17 protein-coding genes are annotated in these 17482 nt (G+C 64.8%); 10 read left to right on the forward strand and 7 right to left on the reverse strand.

Translation table 11 applies throughout. The features are described 5' to 3' along the window. Nucleotides 1-2: 2 nt before the first annotated feature. Nucleotides 3-1187 (forward strand): DUF1501 domain-containing protein, encoded by a 1185-nt coding sequence (locus tag V3C85_RS06415; RefSeq protein ID WP_331794264.1) that lies wholly within the window; start codon nt 3-5, stop codon nt 1185-1187. Between the two features lie 76 nt (nt 1188-1263). Next, nucleotides 1264-1977, forward strand: a complete 714-nt coding sequence (locus V3C85_RS06420) for a GNAT family N-acetyltransferase (protein WP_331794265.1) — start codon at nt 1264-1266, stop codon at nt 1975-1977. A gap of 9 nt (nt 1978-1986) precedes the next feature. Here V3C85_RS06420 and V3C85_RS06425 read toward each other — a convergent pair whose 3' ends face one another. Then, nucleotides 1987-2703, reverse strand: coding sequence for a response regulator (locus V3C85_RS06425; RefSeq protein ID WP_331794266.1), 717 nt, complete (start codon nt 2701-2703; stop codon nt 1987-1989). Nucleotides 2704-2850: 147 nt separating this feature from the next. Here V3C85_RS06425 and mce point away from each other — a divergent pair, with 147 nt between their 5' ends. From mce to V3C85_RS06440, 3 genes are read left to right on the forward strand one after another with little or no spacing between them, the layout of a single operon-like run. Beyond that, nucleotides 2851-3255 carry a methylmalonyl-CoA epimerase gene (gene mce, locus V3C85_RS06430; RefSeq protein ID WP_331794267.1) on the forward strand — a complete coding sequence of 135 codons (405 nt, stop codon included), beginning with the start codon at nt 2851-2853 and terminating at the stop codon, nt 3253-3255. Further along, nucleotides 3252-3536, forward strand: coding sequence for a DUF1467 family protein (locus V3C85_RS06435; RefSeq protein WP_331794268.1), 285 nt, complete (start codon nt 3252-3254; stop codon nt 3534-3536). The genes mce and V3C85_RS06435 overlap by 4 nt, the downstream gene beginning before the upstream one ends. Beyond that, a complete protein-coding gene (locus tag V3C85_RS06440; RefSeq protein WP_331794269.1) occupies nt 3536-4042 on the forward strand; it encodes a GNAT family N-acetyltransferase in 507 nt (168 codons plus the stop codon). The genes V3C85_RS06435 and V3C85_RS06440 overlap by 1 nt, the downstream gene beginning before the upstream one ends. On the opposite strand, the gene V3C85_RS06445 is transcribed toward V3C85_RS06440, so the two are convergent. The 3 genes from V3C85_RS06445 to V3C85_RS06455 are packed head-to-tail and all read right to left on the reverse strand — an operon-like array spanning nt 4018 to nt 6640. Then, complete coding sequence (locus V3C85_RS06445; protein ID WP_331794270.1) at nt 4018-4878, reverse strand: DMT family transporter; 861 nt, start codon at nt 4876-4878, stop codon at nt 4018-4020. The genes V3C85_RS06440 and V3C85_RS06445 overlap by 25 nt on opposite strands. Nucleotides 4879-4919: 41 nt before the next feature. Beyond that, complete coding sequence (locus tag V3C85_RS06450) at nt 4920-5546, reverse strand: aminotransferase class IV (RefSeq protein WP_331794271.1); 627 nt, start codon at nt 5544-5546, stop codon at nt 4920-4922. Then, the gene (locus tag V3C85_RS06455) at nt 5504-6640 is read right to left on the reverse strand and encodes an aminodeoxychorismate synthase component I (protein ID WP_445941992.1); all 1137 of its coding nucleotides are present in this window, start codon (nt 6638-6640) and stop codon (nt 5504-5506) included. The genes V3C85_RS06450 and V3C85_RS06455 overlap by 43 nt, the downstream gene beginning before the upstream one ends. A 186-nt stretch (nt 6641-6826) precedes the next feature. Between V3C85_RS06455 and carB the strand changes: the two genes are divergently transcribed. Further along, nucleotides 6827-10156: a carbamoyl-phosphate synthase large subunit gene (carB, locus tag V3C85_RS06460; protein WP_331794273.1), complete on the forward strand. Its 3330-nt coding sequence runs from the start codon at nt 6827-6829 to the stop codon at nt 10154-10156. A 50-nt stretch (nt 10157-10206) separates the two neighbouring features. Here the strand turns inward: carB and V3C85_RS06465 are convergent, their stop codons facing one another. After that, nucleotides 10207-10677, reverse strand: a complete 471-nt coding sequence (locus V3C85_RS06465; protein ID WP_331794274.1) for a BrnA antitoxin family protein — start codon at nt 10675-10677, stop codon at nt 10207-10209. A gap of 277 nt (nt 10678-10954) precedes the next feature. Here V3C85_RS06465 and V3C85_RS06470 point away from each other — a divergent pair, with 277 nt between their 5' ends. Then, the gene (locus V3C85_RS06470) at nt 10955-12319 is read left to right on the forward strand and encodes a DEAD/DEAH box helicase (protein WP_331794275.1); all 1365 of its coding nucleotides are present in this window, start codon (nt 10955-10957) and stop codon (nt 12317-12319) included. Here V3C85_RS06470 and V3C85_RS06475 read toward each other — a convergent pair. Then, nucleotides 12312-12764: a hypothetical protein gene (locus V3C85_RS06475; protein WP_331794276.1), complete on the reverse strand. Its 453-nt coding sequence runs from the start codon at nt 12762-12764 to the stop codon at nt 12312-12314. The genes V3C85_RS06470 and V3C85_RS06475 overlap by 8 nt on opposite strands. Before the next feature lie 360 nt (nt 12765-13124). Between V3C85_RS06475 and V3C85_RS06480 the strand changes: the two genes are divergently transcribed. Further along, entirely contained in the window at nt 13125-13703 is a 579-nt protein-coding gene (locus tag V3C85_RS06480; protein ID WP_331794277.1) for a thymidine kinase, read from the forward strand. A gap of 6 nt (nt 13704-13709) precedes the next feature. Here the strand turns inward: V3C85_RS06480 and V3C85_RS06485 are convergent, their stop codons facing one another. Then, nucleotides 13710-14654, reverse strand: a complete 945-nt coding sequence (locus tag V3C85_RS06485) for a DMT family transporter (RefSeq protein WP_331794278.1) — start codon at nt 14652-14654, stop codon at nt 13710-13712. Nucleotides 14655-14750: 96 nt separating this feature from the next. Between V3C85_RS06485 and V3C85_RS06490 the strand changes: the two genes are divergently transcribed. Together V3C85_RS06490 and V3C85_RS06495 are read left to right on the forward strand one after the other, a co-directional pair. After that, nucleotides 14751-16370 (forward strand): AMP-binding protein, encoded by a 1620-nt coding sequence (locus V3C85_RS06490; RefSeq protein WP_331794279.1) that lies wholly within the window; start codon nt 14751-14753, stop codon nt 16368-16370. Between the two features lie 52 nt (nt 16371-16422). Next, nucleotides 16423-17469 (forward strand): hypothetical protein, encoded by a 1047-nt coding sequence (locus V3C85_RS06495; protein WP_331794280.1) that lies wholly within the window; start codon nt 16423-16425, stop codon nt 17467-17469. Nucleotides 17470-17482 lie beyond the last annotated feature (13 nt).

Genomic DNA, 17482 nt, shown 5'->3' on the forward strand with positions numbered 1-17482 from the left:
CAATGGACCGCCGCCACTTTCTGCGGGGCCTTGCCACCGCCGCCTGTTCCGCCGCAGCGCATCCCTGGCTGACCACCGTCACGCTGGCCGGGTCTGATGGCAGCGCGGTGCTGGGCGACAACCGCCTTGTCGTCGTCATCCTGCGCGGGGCGATGGATGGGCTTGATCTGTGCCGCCCCACCGCTGATCCGATGCTGGCCCGCCTGCGCCCCACCCTTGCCGATGGCGGTCTGCCCCTGGGTCAGGGCTTTGCCCTGCACCCCCAGCTTGCCGCCCTGATGCCGCTGTGGCAGGCACGCGAACTGGCCTTTGTGCAGGCCACCTCTACCCCCTACCGCGACAAACGCTCTCATTTCGATGGGCAAGATATTCTTGAGGCCGGCACCGGCCTTGACCTGCCCGATGCCGCCATTCGCGATGGCTGGCTGAACCGGATGCTGCGCGCACTGCCCGGCCTGACGGCGCAAACCGCCTATGCGGTCGGGCGCGATGCGATGCCCATTCTGGCCGGGCCCGCCCCCAGCGCCACATGGTCGCCCGAGGTGCAGCTGGATCTTTCGGCCCAAAGCCGCTTGCTGCTGGATCATATCTACCACGACGATGATCTGTTCCGCCAAGCCGCGGCCAATGCGCTGTCGCTGACCGCAAACCCCGCCCCCAACTCTGGCACCACGGCCAAGGGCGCGCTGGCGGGCATCGACCGTCTGGTTGATTTCGCCGCCAGCCGCCTGCATCAAGACACCCGCATCGCCACCTTTTCGCTGACCGGATGGGACAGCCACCGCAACCAGCCCAGCGCCCTGCGCGGGCCCCTGTCACAGCTGGAACGGGTGATCTTGCGCCTGCGCGATCAATTGGCCCCACCGATCTGGGGCAAGACGCTGCTGCTGGCCATGACGGAATTTGGCCGCACCGTGGCCGAAAATGGCAGCCGGGGCACCGACCACGGCACGGGCGGCGCCATGGTGCTGGCCGGTGGGGCGCTGAAGGGCGGGCGCATTTTGGGCCAGTGGCCGGGGCTGGACGAAGCCGCGCTTTATGCCCGGTGCGACCTGATGCCCACCTCTGACGTGCGCGATTGGGCGGCCTGGGCCATGCGGGGGCTGTTCGGGCTGGATCGCAGCCTGCTGGAAACCACCGTCTTTCCGGGCCTGACGCTCAGCCCCGACCCCGGCCTGTTGCGCTGATCCGCCCGGCGCAGTTGCCCCTTGCCCTTGGCCCCGGTTCAGGCACAAAGGCACAACAGGGTTTCAGGGGGCGATCATGGGCGACACCAACCGAATGGGCCAGCTGCTGCCCGCATGGCAGCCCCCGCCGCGCCCGCAGGCTGCGGTTCTGCAAGGCCAGCATTGCCGGCTGGAACCCCTGGATGCCGACACCCATGCGGCAGACCTGTTCCGCGCCTTTTCCGGCCATGATGGCCTGTGGGATTACATGCCCTACGGCCCGTTCTCCTCGGCCAGTGCCTATCATCGCTGGGTCAAGGACCATCAGGCCCGGCCCGACCCCATGTTTTACGCCATCCGCGCGCAGGCCACGGGCCATGCCGAAGGCGTGGCCAGCTTTTTGCGCATCACGCCCGAGGCAGGGTCGATCGAACTGGGCCACATCTGCCTGTCGCCCGCCCTGCAACACAGCATCGCCGCAACCGAGGCCATGGCCCTGATGATGGGCTGGGCCTTTGGCGCGGGCTATCGGCGCTTTGAATGGAAGTGCAACGCGCTGAACCTGCCGTCACGCCGGGCGGCGCAACGGCTGGGGTTCAGCTTTGAAGGCGTGTTTCGCCATCACATGGTGGTCAAGGGCCGCAACCGCGATTCGGCGTGGTTTTCGGTGATCGACAGCGAATGGCCCGCCCTGACCGAGGCGTTTTCGGCCTGGCTTGCGCCCAGCAATTTCGATGCACAAGGCCTGCAGAAAGAACGCCTGTCCGATCTGACGCGCCTTGTGCGGCAGGCCAGCGACCCCGCGCTTTAGCCCCTGCCCTCAGATCACATCCCCCTGGCCCAGACGCGCGCGCAACACCGCCCGCAACCGGCCCGCATCCCCCTGTTCGGCCATGTCGCGCGCCGCCTTGGCCAGCACCACATCGCCCGTGCTGCGCGCCAGCCCCGCCAGAAAGCCCATCAGATAGCGCCGCCCATCGCCCGCATCGGGCTGCGCCAACACCTCGGCCGCGTGGCGAAAATCATCGCGCAGTGCCAAAGGATCGGCCACCGCCCGCCCGCCATCGGTTGAAACCAGCGCAAACCGGCCCGGCAGATGCGACAGGATCAGCCGTTGAAACGCCGCCAGCCCCGGCAGCGGCTTGTCCATGAATTCATCCGCCCCCGCCCGCAGCGCCGCCGCGCGCCGGATCGGGTCGCCACTCATGGCCAGCACCACGCAATCCTTGCCCGCAAGCTGGCTGATCAGATCCTCGCCCCGCCCATCCGGCAGGCCCAGATCAACAATCACCACATCGGGCCGATAGGTGCGCAGATGCGCCCGCGCCCGCACCAGCGTTTCGGCCCGCCGCATCCGCGCGCCCGACCGCTGGCACAACAGGCGCAACGCATCCGATGTAAAGCGGCTGTCTTCCACCAACAGCACCGTCAGCCCCGACAACGGCAAGGCCCCCCGGTCAGGGGCCGCCATCCCCCGCGGCATATGCACAAAGCCCAGCACCGAACGCATCGAACCAACAGGCGGATCTGGCGGCATCATAACCCCTTTCGCATCCAAGGCTTTGCCCCATCACAGCCCGAAACCCGCTAATATCCGGTTAATCCCGCCCCCTGCGGCAGCCTGCCCCTTGCCGCGCGCGGCCCGGATGCCCATAACCCAGACGAAACCCAGCAGGAGAACCCCATGATCGGCCGCCTGAACCACGTCGCCATTGCCGTTCCCGACCTGACCGCCGCGTCCGAGCAATATCGCAACACCCTTGGTGCAAAGGTCGGCGCGCCGCAGGATGAACCCGATCACGGCGTGACGGTCGTTTTCATCGAATTGCCGAACACCAAGATCGAACTGCTGTATCCGCTGGGCGAAAACTCCCCCATCAAGGGCTTTCTCGACAAGAACCCCGCCGGCGGCATCCATCACATCTGCTATGAGGTGGACGACATTCTGGCCGCCCGCGACCATCTGCAAGCCTCGGGCGCCCGCGTTCTGGGCAGCGGAGAGCCGAAGATCGGCGCCCATGGCAAACCGGTGCTGTTCCTGCACCCCAAGGATTTCAACGGCTGTCTGGTGGAGCTTGAGCAAGTATGACCATCACCGCAGCCATCGTCCTTTATGCCGTCACCTGGTTCATGACCTTCTTCATCGTCCTGCCCCTGCGCCTGAAAACCCAAGGCGACATGGGCAGCGTCGTGCCGGGCACCCCGCGCGGCGCACCGCATGATGAACATGTGGGCCGCAAAGCCAAGATCACCACGGTGTTCGCCACCATCATCTGGGCGATTCTGGCCGGCATCATCATCTCGGGCGTCATTTCCGTGCGCGATTTCGATTGGCGGCACGTCATGCCCCCGGCCAGCGACAGCCAGTGATGCAGATCCGCGCGCTTGATCCGGTGGCCGACCGCGCCGATGTTGCGGCCCTGCTGACCAAGGCACAGGATTACTACCTGCTGTGGAAGGGCTATCCCCCCGGTGCCGAAGAGGTGGATGATGTCTTCATCGGCGGCCCACCGGGCTGCGATCCGGCGCAATCGCATCGGCTTGGCCTTTATCTCGATGATCCGTTGGCGGGACTGCAGCTTTCGGGCGTGGCCGAACTGTCCTTTGGCTTTCCCGAACCACAGGATGCCTATCTGGGCCTGATGATTCTGGCGCCCTCTGCCCGGTCAGGCGGCCATGGCGCGGCCTTCCTGGCCCATGTCGAAGGCCTGGCCCGCGCCCGCGCCGCCCGCACGCTTTATCTTGCGGTGCTCGAAAAGAACACGCGCGGCCATGCCTTCTGGACGCGCATGGGCTTTGGCCCCACCGGCGTGTCGCGCGACAGCACCGAAAACGGCCTGTCACACCGCATTCACCGCCTGAAAAAGCCGCTCTGAAGGCTGGCCAGCGCCACTCCGCCCAGAACCAGCACCGCCGCCACCGCAAAGCGCAGGCTGACGCCCTCGCCAATCAGCAGCGCGCCCCCGGCCGCGGCAATCAGAGGCACCGTCAACTGCGCCACCCCGGCCCGCGCGGCCCCCAGCTGCGGCACCACGCCATACCACAGCGCATATCCCAGCCCCGAGGTCACCGCCCCCGACACCACCGCCAGCCACAGCCCGCCGGGCGTGATCACCAGATGGTCGGCCCCCAGCACCAGCGCCACCCCAACCGCCACCGGCACGGCCAGCACGAAATTCCACGCCGTCGCCCCCAGGGCATCGCGTGCCCCGCGCCCGGCCAGCGAATAAATCCCCCAGCCCACGCCCGCCACCGCCATCGCCCCCCCGGCCAAAACCGAAGGCACCGCCGCACTGCCCGGCGCCATCAGCACCACCAGCCCCAGAAAGGCCAGCCCCGCCCCCAGCCACCGCTGGCGCGGCACCGCCTCGCGCGCCAGAACCGCACCGGCGAACATCGTCACCTGCACCGCCCCGAACAGGATCAGCGCCCCCACCCCCGCGTCCAGCGACAGATAGGCCAGCGAAAAGCCAAAGAGATAGACCAGCAACCCCGCCACGCCCGCGCCGCGCCCATGCCATCCGGCCCAGAGCGCGCCCCCCCGCGCCCCGCGCAAGGCCAGCACCAGCGCCAGCATCAGCGCCCCTGCCATCAGCCGCACCACCGCAAAGCCCACAGGGTCCATCAGCCCCGCCCCCACCGCCATGCGGTTCAGAACGGAATTGGCGGCAAAGGCCACCATGGCCACAGCGGTCAGCGCGATCAATTTCATGGCCGCCATCCTTGCGGCAGTTCACGGGCGTTGCCAAGCACCTAAGCCACCCAGACCGCCGGCATCAGGCCACGCAGGGCATTGCCCACCCACAGCCGCACCCGTGGCAGATCTTCAACCCGCAGCACTTCCTCGGGGCAGGCCATCTCGGCCCGCAAGACACCGGGCAACAGGCCACAGCGCAGCGGCGGCGTCCGCAATCCCTGCCCACGGTCAAAGAACAGCGTGGTGATCGTGCCGTCACAGACCTCGCCCAGCTCATTGGCAAAGACCAGCTCCTCCAGCCCCTCCGGCAGCGCCGCCCGCGCCCGGTCATAGGCCCCGCGCCGCGTCGATTTCACCCGCAACCACGGATCGCCCGAGTCCAGACGCTCGGCCGCCAGCCCCAGCCGCCATTCGGCGCGCGGCGCGGGCAAGGCCCCCACCTCGACCGCCACCACCCCCGCCGCATCCAGCGTCAGCCGCAACCGCGCAGGCCCGTCAGGCGCCAGCCCCGCCAGCGCCGCCCGCGCCGCCACCAGCGGTTCCGCCCAGCCCAGCGCCGCCGCCCCCTGCGTCAGCCGCGCCAGATGCAGCGCCAGCCGTGGCACGGCCCGCCCATCCCACAGCATCGTCTCGATCAGCTTCAGCCCCGGCGCAGCAGACGCTCGGCGTAACGCGCTTTCCACAGCGCCTCCTCCCATTCTCCGGCCTCGGTGGAATCATGCACCACCCCACCGCCCACATTCAGCAAGACCTCATCGCCAAACAGCCGGATCGTCCTGATCCCCACATTCCAGCCCTGCGCCCCATCCGGCCCGGCCCAACCGATCGCCCCGCAATACACCCCGCGCGGATGCGGCTCGACCTCGCGGATGATCTGCATGGCGCGGATCTTGGGCGCCCCGGTCACCGACCCGCAGGGAAACAGCGCCGTCATCACCTGCGCCAGCCCCGCCCCCTCCAGCAAGCGCCCCTGCACCCGGCTGCTCATCTGATGCACGGTCGCAAAACTCTCGACAGCATAAAGCTCGGGCACCTTGACCGATCCCACCGCACTCATCCGCGCGATGTCATTGCGCAAAAGATCGACGATCATCAGGTTTTCCGCCCGCACCTTGTCACTGGCGCGCAAGGATGCCTTCAGCATCGCATCTTCCACCGGATCATCCGACCGTGGGGCCGTGCCCTTCATCGGGCGGCTTTCGATCACACCGCCCTCGACTCTGAAAAACAACTCGGGGCTGCGCGACACCACCACCGGCCCCACGCCAATGTCGATGAACCCGCCGTAACCCACCGCCTGCCCCGCCCGCAGCGCCCCATAAAGCCCAAGGGCCGAGGCCCCCGACAGATGCGAGGACATGGGAAAGGTCAGGTTGATCTGATAGCAATCCCCCGCCGCGATATAGGCTTTGACCTGCGCAAAGGCCGCGCCATAGGCGGCCCGGCTGATCTGCGGCACCAAGGGGGCCAGCGCAGCACCCCGCCCCGCCTCTGCCGCCTGCGCAAAAACCGCCGCGGGGTCATCCACCGCCGCAAAGGCCGCCAGCGCCACCAACGGCTCACGCTGTGCCCCCGGCATCAGATCGGCCAGCGCCGGCTCCAGCGCATAGCCCGCCTCATAGCCCACCGATCCGGCCACCCACAGCCCACGCGCCCGCGCCGCCTCTGCCGCCTCCAGCGCCGGGCGCACCTCTTCGGCGCGCCATGCCGCAAACACCGCAACGGGGCGCGAAAACAGCGCCGCCTTGCCGCCCGGTCCATGCTCCAGAATGATCACCAACCGCACTCCCTTGCCTGATTGCCGATCTAGCACGCAGCCCCCCGGTCGAACAGATCGCATCCGACCCTTCCATGAAGGGTTGCGCCGCCCGGTTGATCCCCTTAAACCCCCGTCAATTTGCGAAAGCGACGAATCCACGACCCGCAGCCACAAGCCGCGGGTGCAGCCATGCGAGGGACGACCATGCCCAAAAGAACCGATATCAAATCCATCATGATCATCGGGGCGGGGCCCATCGTCATTGGGCAAGCCTGCGAATTCGACTATTCCGGCGCTCAGGCCTGCAAGGCCCTGCGCGAAGAAGGCTACCGGGTCATTCTGGTCAACTCGAACCCCGCCACGATCATGACAGATCCGGGCCTGGCCGACGCCACCTATATCGAACCGATCACCCCCGAAGTGGTCGCCAAGATCATCGAAAAAGAACGTCCCGATGCCCTGCTGCCCACCATGGGCGGGCAGACCGGCCTGAACACCTCGCTGGCGCTGGCCGATATGGGGGTGCTGGAAAAATTCAACGTAGAACTGATCGGCGCCAAGCGCGAGGCCATCGAAATGGCCGAAGATCGCAAATTGTTCCGCGAAGCGATGGATCGCATCGGTCTGGAAAACCCCAAGGCCACGATCATCGCCGCGCCGAAACTGGCGAATGGCAAATATGACATCAAGGCCGGCATCGCCGCCTGTATGGAGGCCATCGAATACGTCGGCCTGCCCGCCATCATCCGCCCCGCCTTTACCCTTGGCGGCACCGGCGGTGGCGTGGCCTATAACCGCGACGATTACGAAGCCATCTGCCGCAGCGGGCTCGAGGCCTCGCCGATGGCGCAGATCCTGATCGATGAATCGCTTTTGGGCTGGAAAGAATTCGAGATGGAGGTGGTGCGCGACAAGGCCGACAACGCCATCATCGTCTGCGCCATCGAAAACGTCGATCCGATGGGCGTGCATACCGGCGATTCCATCACCGTGGCCCCGGCGCTGACCCTGACCGACAAGGAATACCAGATCATGCGCAACGGCTCGATCGCCGTTCTGCGCGAAATCGGCGTCGAAACCGGCGGGTCGAACGTGCAATGGGCGATCAACCCCAAAGACGGCCGCATGGTGGTGATCGAGATGAACCCGCGCGTGTCGCGCTCCTCGGCCCTGGCCTCCAAGGCCACCGGTTTCCCGATTGCGAAAATCGCCGCCAAACTGGCCGTCGGCTACACGCTGGACGAACTGGATAACGACATCACCAAGGTCACGCCCGCCAGCTTTGAGCCGTCGATCGACTATGTCGTGACCAAGATCCCGCGCTTTGCCTTTGAAAAATTCCCCGGCTCTGAACCCTTCCTGACCACCGCGATGAAATCGGTGGGCGAGGCGATGGCGATTGGCCGCACCATCCACGAATCCCTGCAAAAGGCCTTGGCCAGCATGGAAACCGGCCTGACCGGCTTTGATGAGATCGACATCCCCGGCGCCCCCGACCGCGCCGCGATTTCCAAGGCGCTCAGCCTGGCCACGCCCGACCGGCTGCGCGTCATCGCCCAAGCCATGCGCGAAGGCTTCTCGAACGATGAGATTCAGGCCATCACCGCCTTTGACCCGTGGTTCCTGGCGCGCATCCGCGAAATCATCGACACCGAGGCACAGATCCGCAAAACCGGCCTGCCCACCAATGCCGATGACCTGCGCAAGCTGAAGATGATGGGCTTTACCGATGCCCGTCTGGCCAAACTGACCGGCCGCGACGAAGACAATGTCCGCCGCGCCCGCCGCAACCTTGGCGTCACCGCGGTGTTCAAGCGCATCGACACCTGCGCCGCCGAATTTGAGGCCCAGACCCCCTATATGTATTCCACCTACGAAGCCCCCGCGATGGGCGATGTGGAATGCGAGGCCCGGCCCTCGAATGCCAAGAAAGTCGTCATCCTTGGCGGCGGTCCCAACCGCATCGGTCAGGGCATCGAATTCGACTATTGCTGCTGCCACGCCTGTTTCGCCCTGACCGCACAGGGCTATGAAACCATCATGGTCAACTGCAACCCCGAAACCGTATCCACCGACTATGACACGTCAGACCGACTTTATTTCGAACCGCTGACGCTGGAACATGTGCTGGAAATCCTGCGGGTCGAGCAGGAAAACGGCACCCTGCATGGCGTGATCGTGCAGTTCGGCGGCCAGACCCCGCTGAAACTGGCGCAGGCGCTGGCCAATGAAAACATCCCGATCCTTGGCACCACCCCCGATGCCATTGATCTGGCCGAAGACCGCGAACGTTTCCAGAAACTGCTGAACGATCTGGGCCTGAAACAGCCCGTCAACGGCACCGCCCGGTCACGGGACGAGGCGTTTGCCGTCGCCGCTCAGGTGGGCTATCCGCTGGTCATCCGCCCCTCTTTCGTTCTGGGGGGCCGCGCGATGGAAATCATCCGCGATGACGCCCAGCTTGAACGCTATATCCGCGATGCCGTGCAGGTTTCGGGCAAGAACCCCGTGCTGCTGGACAGCTATCTGGCCGGCGCGATCGAGGTCGATGTCGATGCGCTGTGCGATGGTCAGAACGTCCATGTCGCCGGCATCATGGAACATATCGAAGAGGCCGGCGTGCATTCGGGCGATTCCGCCTGCTGCCTGCCGCCGCATTCGCTCTCGCCCGAGATCATCGAAGAACTCAAGCGCCAGACCGTGGTCATGGCCCGCGCGCTGCATGTCGTCGGCCTGATGAACGTGCAATTCGCCATCAAGGACGGCGTGATCTATGTGCTAGAGGTGAATCCCCGCGCCAGCCGCACCGTGCCCTTCGTCGCCAAAGCCACCGACAGCGCCATCGCCAGCATCGCCGCACGCCTGATGGCGGGCGAGCCGCTGTCAAATTTCCCCGAACGCGCACCCTATGCCGCCGATGTCGGCCCCGACTCGGTGCTGCCGCTGGCCGATGCCAACACCCTGGCCAACCCGATCACCCCATGGTTCAGCGTCAAAGAGGCCGTTCTGCCCTTTGCCCGCTTCCCCGGCGTCGATCCGCTGCTTGGCCCCGAAATGCGCTCGACGGGCGAGGTGATGGGCTGGGATCGTTCCTTCCCGCTGGCCTTCCTCAAGGCCCAGATGGGGGCGGGCACGCAACTGCCCACCGAAGGCCGCGTCTTCATCTCGATCAAGGATATGGACAAGACCGAGGCCATGGCCGCCGCCGCCCGCGACCTGATCGCCATGGGGTTTGAGCTGACCGCCACCAAAGGCACCGCCGATTGGCTGGGGGCCAACGGCGCGGCCGCCACACTGGTAAACAAGGTCTATGAAGGCCGCCCGAATGTGGTCGATGCGCTGAAAAACGGCGAAATCGCCCTGGTGATGAACACCACCGAAGGCGCCCAGTCGATCAACGACAGCCGCGACATCCGCCGCGTCGCCCTGATGGACAAGATCCCCTATTTCACCACCGCCGCCGCCTCTATCGCCGCTGTTGCCGCGATGAAGGCACGGGGTGAAGGCTATGGGGTCAGAACGCTCCAAGGCTAAAGCCCCAAGGCCTACCAAACCAACGCAGGTCGGGCTTCGGCCCGACCTCCCTACCCCCTTTCCTTGCCCAACCCATGCGCCCGCATGAATGCGCGCATCCGGTCTTGCCGGTCGCGAGCCTCGTCTTCTGCGGTCGGCTCTGCCATCCCCAACCCGACCCCGGTTTCGCCCCAAACCGGGCGCGCACCGTCGAACGCATCGCCTTTGCGGAACATCTCGGCCGTATCCGCGCCGCCAATCACCCCGGCCAGCCGCGCGTGCATATAGCTGCGCAACACCTCATTGATCCGCGGCCCATAACCCGCCCCCATGCTGCGAAAGAACTTCAGCACATCGCGGTCCAGCCGGATCGTCACCCGTTCCGTGGGTTGCGGATGCGCCCGCTGCGCGATCTCATGCCAGGCCTCGGGGATGCGGTTCGTCGCCTCGATCGTGTGGTGCAGATCCCATTCCAGCCGCCGCATCGCCTCGGACATGTAAAAGAAATTTTCCCGCGCCTTGGCGGTCATCTTGCGATCCATCCTTGCCTCCTGCCTTTGCGCCAAAGTCACGCAATTTGGTTAAAATCCGCTATAGTCAGCGTCTGCACGCAGGGCGCACAGGGGGTGCACGCAAGGTGACACTTGACTTTGCGGGGTTTTAGGCCCATCTGCACCCAGTCCGACCGCCCGTGCCGCGTGAGCACCGAAAGGCCCGGACAGAGGTTCCCACCATCACGCAGGGGCGCCGACGGCGCGCACGGCCACCCGGATAACCGGGGGGTGAGGGCCTGTCGTCCCTGACACTATGGACGAACCCATGACCACATTCGCAGATCTGGGGCTTAGCCCCAAGCTATTGAAAGCCCTTGAAAAAACCGAACTCAAGGCCCCTACCCCCATTCAGGAACAGGCGATCCCGCAGATCCTGAAAGGCCGCGACCTGATGGGTCTGGCGCAAACCGGCACCGGCAAGACGGCGGCCTTTGGCCTGCCCTTGCTGCACCGCCTGCTGGATCTGACCAACCCGCCCGGCCCGCGCAACATCCGCGCCCTGATCCTGGCACCCACTCGGGAATTGTCGTTGCAAATCAAGGACAACTTCGAAATCTTTACCAAAGGCACCCATCTGAAAGTGCTGATGGTGGTGGGCGGCCAATCGCTCAACCGCCAGTCCGAGGCGCTGAAACGCGGCGCCGATGTGCTGGTCGCCACCCCCGGCCGCCTGATCGACCTGATCGAACGCGGCGATGTCAGCCTTGAAAAGTGCGGCTATCTGGTGCTGGACGAAGCCGACCACATGCTGGACATGGGCTTTATCCATTCGCTGCGCCGGATTGCCAAGCATATCCCCTTGAAACGGCAGACTCTTTTGTTCTCGGCCACGATGCCCAAGGATATCGAGGAAGTGGCCGACACCTATCTGCGCGATCCGGTTCGGGTGCAGGTCGCCCCCCCCGGCAAGCCGGTGGAACGCATCACCCAAGGCGTGCATTTCCTGCCCAACGGCGACAAGGCCCGCCAGTTGGAAGAGTATCTGAAGAAACATGTGGGCGAACAGGCGCTGGTCTTTTGCCGCACCAAGCATGGTTCAGACAAACTTAACAAAATTCTGGCAGGCTGGGGTTTCCGCGTTGGTGCGATTCACGGCAATCGCAGTCAGAACCAGCGCGACAAGATCCTGTCGGAATTCAAGGCGGGTGAAGTTGATGTTCTGGTCGCCACAGATGTCGCCGCCCGCGGCATCGACATTCCGACCGTGCGCCATGTCTATAACTATGACATGCCCAATGTGCCCGAAAATTATGTCCACCGCATCGGCCGCACCGCGCGGGCCGGGGCCAGCGGTTCCAGCATCAGCTTTTGTTCACCCGCCGAAATGGGCGAACTGCAAGCCATTGAAAAGGTTTTGAAAAAACCACTTCCTGTGGTGGGTGGTGCGCCTTGGGCCGCCGATATCGTGGCCGCCAGCCCCAAGCCCGGCCAAGGCCGTGGCCGCAATGGGGGCGGTGGGGCGAAACCCGGTCATGGCCGGCCGCAGGGGGCCGCCAAGCCCGCAGGCCGTCCCCAAGGCAAATCCGGCGCGCGCCCGCAGGGCAAACCGGGCCAAGGCAAACCCGCAGTCCAGGCCCCCCGCCCCGGCGGCCAGTCGCCCCGGCGCAAGCCCGCCAACCGGCCTAGCTGACCTCGTCTTCCAGGTTCAGCTTCATCTCTAGCAGCACATGCTGAATCGCGAGTGTTTCGTGCAGCATGCGCTTTGCTTCGTTGACGCTGATTTTGCCGTCAGAAATGGCGGCGTTATACTCGCTCATCAGCATGGCAAAGCGCTGTGCCAGGGCGACCACATCCTGATTGACCCCCTTTGACGTGGCATTACGCTTTTCTGCATCATAAGACAGCGTAATGCCCTTCAAATCCGCCAGGGCCGAGGTGACATGCGGAAAGCGCGAGGCCGCCTCGAGCTGGGCCACCACGTCAATCGGCATGAACCGGTCGGCATGTTCGTCGGAATCCGAATAATAGCGCCCCAGCGTCGCTTTTGACTTGCCAGTCAACTGGCAGGCCGCCTCAACGCCCACATCCTTGACTAGGGCTTCGCTGTGCTTTTTCAAGTAAGACGCTATCGACATCGCACATACTCCTTCACCCCGCAGGCCGGGGAATTCCTTACATCTTTTCCCATTAATCACATGGAAAAGCTTTGTCATGAATAAAGGTGTTCCGGGCAACCGGAACGCGTAGTGAGTGGCCGGTGCCCCCAGCATCGGCATGGGTGGGGGTCCGCCGTGCATCAGCCCGGTTGGGGTGGTCGCAAGGCCGTTCGGCGGGCCCGTCAAATTGTGTAAGGGCGTTTTGCGCCGTGTAAGAGTGTTGACGGCTCGTCGTGGCCCCCGCCTCGTTTTCCGGTTGGTGCACCATCAGGCCACCACGGAAGGCGAACCCCTGCCCCTCACTTGCCTAAACCCCCATCCTTGGGCTAATGCCCGCCTATGGCAAAGCTGTATTTCAATTTCTCGACCATGAACGCGGGCAAATCGACCGCGCTGTTGCAGGCCGCGCATAACTACCGCGAAGGCGGCATGGTGCCCTATCTGATCACCGCCCGGCTGGACAATCGCGCGGGCAAGGGGCGCATCGGCAGCCGCATCGGCATTGGCCAGGATGCCGATACCTTCAGCCCGGAAGACGACATGTTTGCCAAAATACAGGCGCAGTTGGCGGCGGGCCCCGTGGCTTGTGTCTTCATCGACGAAGCGCAGTTCCTGTCCAAGGCGCAGGTCTGGCAACTGGCCCGCGCGGTCGATGATCTGGGGGTGCCGGTCATGTGCTATGGCCTGCGGGTCGATTTTCAGGGCAATCTCTTTCCCGGTTCCGCCGCCCTGCTGGCTTGGGCCGATGAAATGCGCGAGGTGCGCACGATCTGCCATTGCGGCCGCAAGGCCACCATGGTGGTGCGCAAGGGGCCAGACGGTGTCGCGCTGAAAGATGGCCAGCAAGTGGTGATCGGCGGCAATGAAACCTATCAAAGCCTGTGCCGCCGCCACTGGCGTCAGGCCGTGGGCGATTAAGGGCCGCTACTGGGCCGGGGCCATGGGCGGCGGCCCCTCTTGCACCTTGGCGCGCAGGGCGATCATGGCCCCCGCCACCACGATCAACGCCATGCCCACCCAGGCCAACGGGGCCAGCACCTCGCCCCAGATGATGTAAGACCACAGGGCCGAGGCAGGCAGAATGATGTATTCGATCACACTGGCGCGGCTGGCATCGGTGATCTGATAGGCTCGGATCATCAGGCCCACCCCGATCAGCGACCCTGCCGCCTGCACAAACGTCCAGAAGAAAAAGGTCTGCGACGGCCAGACCGGCCCCCGCATCAAGAACCCATCGGCCCCCGCCGGGGCCTGCACCGGCCAAAGCGTCAGCACCGCCATCCCAAGCGCCCCGATCAGCCCCAGGGCGACAAAGAACCCGGCCAGCAGGGTTTCCGCGCTTTCCTCGGGGCACCATTCGCGGGTGGCGATGTTCCCCAACGCATACAGCGCCCCCGCCGCCACCGGCAGCACCGCAACCCAAGACCCCGCCGCCAAAGCCTGGGGGCCCAGAACCAGCAACACCCCCAGAAAACCAATGGCCACAGCCGCCACCCGCACCGGGCCAATCGCATGGCCATAGAAGAACCGCGACAGCAACAGCACAAAAATCGGTGCCGAAAACAGCCCTGCCGCCACAATCGCCACCGGCAAAAAGGCCAAGGCACCGAAATAGATCACCATCGCGCCACCATGAATGGCACTGCGCGCCATCACCGCCCGCAGGTTGACCGGGCGCAGCCGCAACCGCAACACGGGCACCGCAAGCGCCAGCAGCACCATCGCCATGCAGGTGCGGATGAAGTGAAACTGCCACAGCCCCGCCTCTTGGGCGATGACGCGCACATAATTGTCGGTGAAGCCGATGGCCATGGCATAGCCACACAGCAGCCCCGCTGCCGCCAGTGTGCGATCCCCCTGTTGATCCATCGTCGTCCCTCCGCTTTTCTGCAGACATGCCGCCGGCTTGGCTTGCACGCGCGTCGAAAAGCGACATAACTGGATCAAATTCTGGGGAGGATCGGAATGGGCTGGCTGGCGGATGAAACAGGGCTGGACAAATGCGCGGCGAACTATGTGCCCCTCAGCCCCTTGTCGCATCTGAAACGCGCCGCCGATATCTTTGCCGGGCGCACCGCGCTGGTGTGGAAATCAACCCGCCTGACCTATGCCGACTATGCCACCCGCGTCACCCGCCTTGCCTCGGCCCTGCAACGGCGTGGCATTGCACCGGGTGATGTGGTGGCCACGCTGCTGCCCAACATCCCCGCCCAGGCCGAGGCGCATTTCGGCGTGCCCGCCTGCGGGGCCGTGCTGAACACGATCAACACCCGGCTAGATGCGGATACCGTGGCCTATATCTTTGGCCATGCCGGGGCCAAGATCGCGCTGGTCGATACGGCGCTGCTGCCCTTGGCCGAAGAGGCGATCCGCCGCATGGAAGGCCCCGCCCCCCAGATCATCGAAGTGGTGGACCACGGCTTTGACGCCAGCGGCCATTACCTGACCTATGAGTCACTGCTGGGCGAAGGCGATCCGGCCTTTGTCTGGATCACACCGCAGGATGAATGGGAAAGCATCGCCATCAACTATACTTCGGGCACCACAGGGCGGCCCAAGGGCGTGGTCACGCATCACCGTGGCGCCTATCTGGCCACCACCGCCAATGTCATCGCATGGCGGATGACGCTGTTTCCCGTCTATCTGACCATCGTGCCGCTGTTTCACTGCAACGCCTGGTGTCACCCTTGGATGATCCCGATGATGGGCGGCACCATCGTCTGCTGCCGCGACATCACGGCCAAGGCCATCTATGATGCCATCGCAGATGAAGGTGTGACGCATTTTGGCGGCGCGCCCATCGTGCTGAACACGATCATCAACGCCAAGCCCGCAGATCGCCGCAGCTTTTCGCATGTGGTGCAGGCCTTTACCGCTGGCGCCCCACCCCCGCCCGCCACGCTGGCCGCGATTGAACCCTTGGGCTTTAACGTCACGCAGGTTTACGGGCTGACCGAAACCTATGGCCCGGCGACCGAATGCCTGTGGCAACCAGAATGGGAAGACAGCACCGGCGACGACCGTGCCGCCCTCAAGGCGCGCACCGGGGTGGCCATGGCCATGCTGGAAGGGGCCGAGGTGCATGACACCCACCTTTCGCCCGTGCCCCGCGACGGGGCCCATCTGGGCGAGATCGCGATGCGCGGCAATATGGTGATGAAGGGCTATTACAAGAACCCCGAAGCCACGCGAGAGGCGTTCAAGGGGGGCTGGTTCCGGTCTGGCGACATCGCCTTTCAGCATCCCGACGGCTATCTGAAAATCACCGACCGCGCCAAGGACATCATCATTTCGGGCGGTGAGAATGTGTCCTCGGTCGAGGTTGAGGGCATCTTGATGAAACACCCCGCCGTCTCTCTCTGCGCCGTTGTCGCCAAACCCGATGACAAATGGGGCGAGGTGCCATGCGCCTTTGTCGAGCTGAAGGACAATGCCACAGCCACCGAGGCCGATCTGATTGCCCATTGCCGCAGCCATCTTGCCGGGTTCAAGACCCCCAAACATGTGGTGTTTTCCGAATTGCCGAAAACCTCGACCGGAAAGATCCAGAAATTCGAGCTGCGCGCCGTGGCAAAGCTGATCTGACACCGATGCGGGCGATTGTAGCGCACAGGCCCTTCGGTTATTCTGGCCCATGATGACAGGCAAGACACCCGGCGCGATTACGGCGCTTAAACAATATGCGCGGCTGGAAAGCACAGGCCTGTGGCGCGACCGCCCCGAGGCGCAGCGTCGTGAAGTCATTGTGGCCTTCCGCGAAGCGTCTTTGGTTTTGTCTGATCCGCGCAGCGAACAACCCTTGTCGCATTGGTCCCTGCCTGCTGTGCAGCGGTTGAACCCCGGTCAACTGCCCGCCCTGTTTGGCCCCGATGACAGCGGCACCGAAACGCTTGAAGTCAGCGACCGCGACATGATCGCCGCACTTGAACAGGTGCGTGGGGCGCTGGAAAGCCGGCGGCCAAAACCGGGGCGTCTGCGCGGCTTTCTCTGGGGCTCGGGCACCGTTCTGGTGCTGGCCGCCGCGATTTTCTGGCTGCCCGAGGCTTTGGTGAAACATACCGCGTCGGTTTTGCCCGCTGCCACCCGGGCCTCGATCGGGCAGGCCACTTTGGCCGATGTGCAGCGCCTGACCGGCTCTCCGTGCACGGCGCCCTTGGGCAGCTTTGCGCTGACGGCGCTGTCCGACAAACTGTTTGGCCCCCACCGCGCCCAGATTCACATCATGCGCGATGGCGTTGAAAAATCGGCGCATTTGCCCGGTGGCGTCATCCTGATCGACCGTCAGGTGGTCGAGCAAGCCAACGGCCCCGAAACGCTGGCCGGCCTTGCCTTGGCCGAACGCCTGCGGGCCGAGACGACAGACCCGATGCTGGCCGTTCTGCGCTATGCCGGGCTGGTCGCCACCTTCCGGCTGCTGACCACAGGCATCATGCCCGACAGCGCCCTGCAAGGCTATGGCGAAGCGGTGCTGAAATCTGACCCGGCCCCGGTTGACACCCAGGCCCTGCTGGCCCGGTTCGGCAGCGCCGGGGTCTCAAGCGCGCCCTATGCCTATGCGCTTGATCCCAGCGGCGAAACCGTCTTGCCCCTGATCGAGGCCGATCCGATGCGCGGTCTGGTGCCCCAAGCCCTGATGAGCGATGGCGACTGGGTCACCTTGCAAGACATTTGCAGTTCCGGCTGACCCGCCAAAGAAA

Source organism: Pseudotabrizicola sp. L79 (genome assembly GCF_036553525.1).
Classification (GTDB): Bacteria; Pseudomonadota; Alphaproteobacteria; order Rhodobacterales; family Rhodobacteraceae; genus Pseudotabrizicola.

Excerpts from the sequence above, each read along its gene's own strand:
- V3C85_RS06415 (WP_331794264.1), top strand. The coding sequence starts at position 3 with ATGGACCGCCGCCACTTTCTGCGGGGCCTTGCCACCGCCGCCTGTTCC.
- V3C85_RS06420 (WP_331794265.1), top strand. The coding sequence starts at position 1,264 with ATGGGCGACACCAACCGAATGGGCCAGCTGCTGCCCGCATGGCAGCCC.
- V3C85_RS06425 (WP_331794266.1), bottom strand. The coding sequence starts at position 2,703 with ATGCCGCCAGATCCGCCTGTTGGTTCGATGCGTTCGGTGCTGGGCTTT.
- mce (WP_331794267.1), top strand. The coding sequence starts at position 2,851 with ATGATCGGCCGCCTGAACCACGTCGCCATTGCCGTTCCCGACCTGACC.
- V3C85_RS06435 (WP_331794268.1), top strand. The coding sequence starts at position 3,252 with ATGACCATCACCGCAGCCATCGTCCTTTATGCCGTCACCTGGTTCATG.
- V3C85_RS06440 (WP_331794269.1), top strand. The coding sequence starts at position 3,536 with ATGCAGATCCGCGCGCTTGATCCGGTGGCCGACCGCGCCGATGTTGCG.
- V3C85_RS06445 (WP_331794270.1), bottom strand. The coding sequence starts at position 4,878 with ATGAAATTGATCGCGCTGACCGCTGTGGCCATGGTGGCCTTTGCCGCC.
- carB (WP_331794273.1), top strand. The coding sequence starts at position 6,827 with ATGCCCAAAAGAACCGATATCAAATCCATCATGATCATCGGGGCGGGG.
- V3C85_RS06465 (WP_331794274.1), bottom strand. The coding sequence starts at position 10,677 with ATGGATCGCAAGATGACCGCCAAGGCGCGGGAAAATTTCTTTTACATG.
- V3C85_RS06470 (WP_331794275.1), top strand. The coding sequence starts at position 10,955 with ATGACCACATTCGCAGATCTGGGGCTTAGCCCCAAGCTATTGAAAGCC.
- V3C85_RS06475 (WP_331794276.1), bottom strand. The coding sequence starts at position 12,764 with ATGTCGATAGCGTCTTACTTGAAAAAGCACAGCGAAGCCCTAGTCAAG.
- V3C85_RS06480 (WP_331794277.1), top strand. The coding sequence starts at position 13,125 with ATGGCAAAGCTGTATTTCAATTTCTCGACCATGAACGCGGGCAAATCG.
- V3C85_RS06485 (WP_331794278.1), bottom strand. The coding sequence starts at position 14,654 with ATGGATCAACAGGGGGATCGCACACTGGCGGCAGCGGGGCTGCTGTGT.
- V3C85_RS06490 (WP_331794279.1), top strand. The coding sequence starts at position 14,751 with ATGGGCTGGCTGGCGGATGAAACAGGGCTGGACAAATGCGCGGCGAAC.
- V3C85_RS06495 (WP_331794280.1), top strand. The coding sequence starts at position 16,423 with ATGACAGGCAAGACACCCGGCGCGATTACGGCGCTTAAACAATATGCG.